Source organism: Bacteroidota bacterium, from assembly GCA_034723125.1.
In the GTDB taxonomy this organism is placed as follows: Bacteria; Bacteroidota; Bacteroidia; order CAILMK01; family JAAYUY01; genus JAYEOP01.
Genome location: JAYEOP010000488.1, coordinates 1 through 4,003, shown reverse-complemented (window position 1 = coordinate 4,003; position 4,003 = coordinate 1). Strand labels below are relative to the sequence as shown.

General features: G+C 30.7%; 4 protein-coding genes. All 4 read left to right on the top strand.

Annotated features, from left to right (window positions below; all coding sequences use genetic code 11):
• Nucleotides 1-53: 53 nt before the first annotated feature.
• From nrfD to U9R42_12635, 4 genes are read left to right on the top strand one after another with little or no spacing between them, the layout of a single operon-like run.
• The gene (gene nrfD / locus U9R42_12650) at nucleotides 54-1,400 is read left to right on the top strand and encodes an NrfD/PsrC family molybdoenzyme membrane anchor subunit (protein ID MEA3496867.1); all 1,347 of its coding nucleotides are present in this window, start codon (nucleotides 54-56) and stop codon (nucleotides 1,398-1,400) included.
• 20 nt (nucleotides 1,401-1,420) lie between these two features.
• Nucleotides 1,421-1,933 carry a DUF3341 domain-containing protein gene (locus U9R42_12645; GenBank protein ID MEA3496866.1) on the top strand — a complete coding sequence of 171 codons (513 nt, stop codon included), beginning with the start codon at nucleotides 1,421-1,423 and terminating at the stop codon, nucleotides 1,931-1,933.
• Nucleotides 1,930-2,478: a c-type cytochrome gene (locus U9R42_12640; protein ID MEA3496865.1), complete on the top strand. Its 549-nt coding sequence runs from the start codon at nucleotides 1,930-1,932 to the stop codon at nucleotides 2,476-2,478. Before U9R42_12645 ends, U9R42_12640 begins: the two co-directional genes overlap by 4 nt.
• Before the next feature lie 9 nt (nucleotides 2,479-2,487).
• Nucleotides 2,488-3,684: a quinol:cytochrome C oxidoreductase gene (locus U9R42_12635; protein MEA3496864.1), complete on the top strand. Its 1,197-nt coding sequence runs from the start codon at nucleotides 2,488-2,490 to the stop codon at nucleotides 3,682-3,684.
• Nucleotides 3,685-4,003: the final 319 nt, after the last annotated feature.

Genomic DNA, 4,003 nt, shown 5'->3' with positions numbered 1-4,003 from the left:
ATGAAAAATATTTAAAAAATTAAAAGATAGCATAAAATTAGTTTAAAAAGAAGATGTACAACAAAAAGATAAGAGGTGCTTTAATAAAAGGAAATAAGTCTTATGGGCAAATAACCAATGAGGTGCTTGCTCCTATGGAAAAGAAAGCTCCTGCTTGGTGGTATATTGCTCTGGGTATTTCAATTTTTATGCTTCTTCTTGGTGTTTGGGCAGCCTACATTACAGTTAGCAAAGGCATTGGCGTTTGGGGAATCAATAACGATGTTGCATGGGGCTGGTCAATCATTAACTTTGTTTGGTGGATTGGAATCGGTCATGCGGGAACAGCTTTTTCAATTTTCCTTCTTGTCTTACGCCAAAAATGGCGAACATCAATAAATCGTGCTGCCGAAGCTATGACTGTTTTTGCGGTTATTGCCGCAAGTTTATTCCCCCTAATTCACATGGGAAGAATTTGGTATTTTTTCTATATTATTCCATATCCGACAATCAGAGGTTTGTGGGTAAATTACAACTCCCCTTTGTTCTGGGATGTAATCGCAATTATTACATATTTATTTGCTTCAATAGCTTTTTGGTACATTGGAATGATACCCGACCTTGCAACTGTCAGAGATAGAGCAAAGTCAAAAAGCAAACGTTTTATTTACAATATTTTAAGTTTTGGATGGGTAGGTCATGTAAAAACATGGTTACGTTATGAAGTTACGGTTCTTATTCTTGGCGGATTAACAGCGGCATTGGTTGTTGCAGTACATTCGGTTGTTTCCATGGATTTTGCAATAAGTATTGTACCCGGCTGGCATTCAACAATATTCCCTCCATATTTTGTAATAGGAGCAATTTTTTCAGGTTTTGCTATGGTGCTTACGCTAATGATAATAATTCGCAAAGCTTTTAAATTTCAGGATTTTGTTACTGACGGACATCTTGAAGCAATTGGTAAAATCCTGATTTTTATAAGTTTGATAATGGGTACAGCTTACACAATGGAAATATTTTTCGCTTGGTTTTCGGGAAATGATTATGATTTTTATACATTTTTTCACAACAGGGCAAGGGGTGAGCACATGATTGCTTTTTGGATAATGATTGTTTGTAATGCTGTTGTTCCTCAATTATTTTGGAGCAAAAAAATCAGACGAAATATTAATCTTGTTTTAATAATTTCTATAATAATTAATATCGGAATGTGGTTTGAACGTTTTAATATTGTTGTTACTTCACTTACAAAAGATTATTTACCTGCTACTTGGGCAGATTATTCTCCCTCTATTGTTGAGATACTTTTGTTTGTAGGTTCAATAGGATTTTTTATTCTCGGATTACTTATTTTTATGAGATGGATTCCAATGATGGCAATGAATGAACTTAAAATGATAAATAAAAAAACAAGCTAAAAAAATTAAATTCTTTTAAAATGAATATTCAAAAAATAATAGGTGTTTTTAATGATGAAGATAAGTTGCTTAACTCAATAGATAGTTTGCAAGAAAATGGTTTTGATATTGATGATGTGATAACTCCTTTTGCTATTGAAAAAGTTTTTGAAAAACTTAAGTTAAAAACAAGAATCAATACGGTAGCTTTTATTTATGGAGTGATTGGTTTTTTTGCAATTCTTGTATTCCTGTATTGGACAAATGTAATTGATTATCCGTTAATGACAGGAGGAAAACCCCAATTTAATATTTCATTTGTTGTGGTAATTTTTATTGTAACAATTTTGTTTGTAATATTTTTTACACTTATTACTTTTTTTGTTACAAAAAATAAAGGTATTGCTACAAAATCGAAATTTGCCTATCAAGGGATAACAGATGATAAATTTTTGATATTAATAAATAAAACTAAAAAACTAAGTGATGATGATGTAAAAAAGATTGATGAAATTATGATTAAAAACGGAGTGGAAAATATTGATAAACAATGAAAAATCTAAAGAGAATATTTCTTTTTTTACTGTTGCTAACTACAATTATTTCTTGTAAACACGATAGAAATGATACTGGACGTGCTTATTTCCCTGATATGGCTACTTCTGAGGCTTATGAAACTTATTCGGAAAATCCTGTATTTAAAAACGCTATAACAATGCAACAACCGGTTGAGGGAACAATACCAAGAGAAATGATTCCATATCAGATTGAAGATAAAACAACAGCGGGTGAGGAATTGGAAAATCCTTTTACAGCAAAAAAAGAAAATTTACGAAAAGGAAAAGAACAGTTTGAAATATTTTGTGCAAACTGTCATGGTCATCAGGGAAAAGGAGACGGATATCTTTACACAGCTAAACTTTTTAATGTTCAACCCTTGGATTTAAGTAGTGATTTTGTTCGGAATAAAAAAGACGGAAATATTTATCACACAATTTCAAAAGGCTCAATTGTTATGGGTGCTCATGCTTCACAAATAAAAGCTGAAAATCGTTGGAAAATAATTCTTTTTATAAAAAATAACTTCAAAACTGAATAATAATTATTAATGCAATTAAAGGATATAAATATTGAAGAAAAGTTTGTTTTCAAATCAAATCTTAAATTTGTCTCTTTATTTTTGATGTTGATAGGTATTACAGCAATAACAATTGCTTTTTTTACCGATAAAGAAAGAGCTTGGGCAAATATTTTGTTAAACAATTATTATTTTCTTTCACTTGCAATTGGTGCATCTTTTTTTCTTGCAATACAATATGTTACACAATCAGGATGGTCTGTTGCTTTTAAAAGAATTCCCGAATCATTAAGTAGTTACATTCCTATTGCAGGAGTAATTATGATTGCTGTTTTTCTCTTTGGAATGAAATATCTTTATCCTTGGACAAATGCTGAGGAAAGCGGAATATTTGATGAAAAAGAAATGCAATTAATCCATCACAAATCAGCATATTTAAATAATGGGTTTTTCGTTATTCGTTTAATTGTTTTTTTTACTCTTTGGATTGTCCTGACAAAAATATTGAAACATTTTTCGATAAAGGAAGATATTGAAGGAGGTTTAAAATTTTTCCATAAAAGTGAATTTTACTCAAAAGTATTAATTTTTGTTTTAGCATTCACTTTTACTTTTGCAACTATCGACTGGGTTATGAGTATTGAGCCTATTTGGTATAGTACGCTTTTCGCTGTAAAAAACTTTGTATCTGCATTTTATCACTCAATTGCTGTTATTCTTTTAATTGCAATTTTGCTTCACTCAACCGGATATCTGCCATTTATCAGCAAAGCTCATTGGCATGATTTCTCAAAATATTTATTTATTCTAAGTATCATTTTCGCTTATTTATGGTATTCTCAATATATGATAATTTGGTATGCAAACATTCCAGAAGAAACACAGTATTTTATTTACAGACGAGAAAATTTCTCTCAAACTTTGTTTATCGTAAATCTAATTTTGAATTTTGTAATTCCATTCATTGTTTTACTACCTAATTATTTGGCAAAAAAGAAATCGGTTTTAATATTTATTGCTTTAATTTTATTGCTAGGACACTATACAGATTTATATGAGCAAATAGTTCCTGCTACATGCGGGGTGCTCAAAATAGGATTTATTGAAATAGGAATTTACTTAGGTTTTGCAGGTCTTTTTATTTTCTTAGTTGGAAAAACATTAAGTAAAATAAATTTAATTCCCCAAAATCACCCCTACTTGGAAGAAAGCCTAAAGCATTTTTGAAGAAGTACTTAGAGTGCCTAAAGTTTAAAGTACTTAAAGTTGAGTCCCCCCTTAAACAGTTTAAATTTGTTTCTCGCAAAGACGCCCCGATACAGTCATTCTTCCTTATGGGGCAAGCAAAGAACGCTAAGAAAAATTGTTTAGATTCTCCTCCGTAGCTTTAGCGAAGGAGGATTCGTTTATTCGATACACTAACTCTAAGTACTTTAGGCACTCTAGGCACTTTAAGTACTTCTTTTTGTTTATCCATAATTTTAATTATAATTTTTATTTCTCGCAAAGACACAAAGAACGCAAAGAAAAATTGTTTAGATTCTCC

Coding starts and splice junctions, on each gene's coding strand:
- U9R42_12645 (MEA3496866.1), top strand. CDS start 1,421: ATGAATATTCAAAAAATAATAGGTGTTTTTAATGATGAAGATAAGTTG.
- U9R42_12640 (MEA3496865.1), top strand. CDS start 1,930: ATGAAAAATCTAAAGAGAATATTTCTTTTTTTACTGTTGCTAACTACA.
- U9R42_12635 (MEA3496864.1), top strand. CDS start 2,488: ATGCAATTAAAGGATATAAATATTGAAGAAAAGTTTGTTTTCAAATCA.
- nrfD (MEA3496867.1), top strand. CDS start 54: ATGTACAACAAAAAGATAAGAGGTGCTTTAATAAAAGGAAATAAGTCT.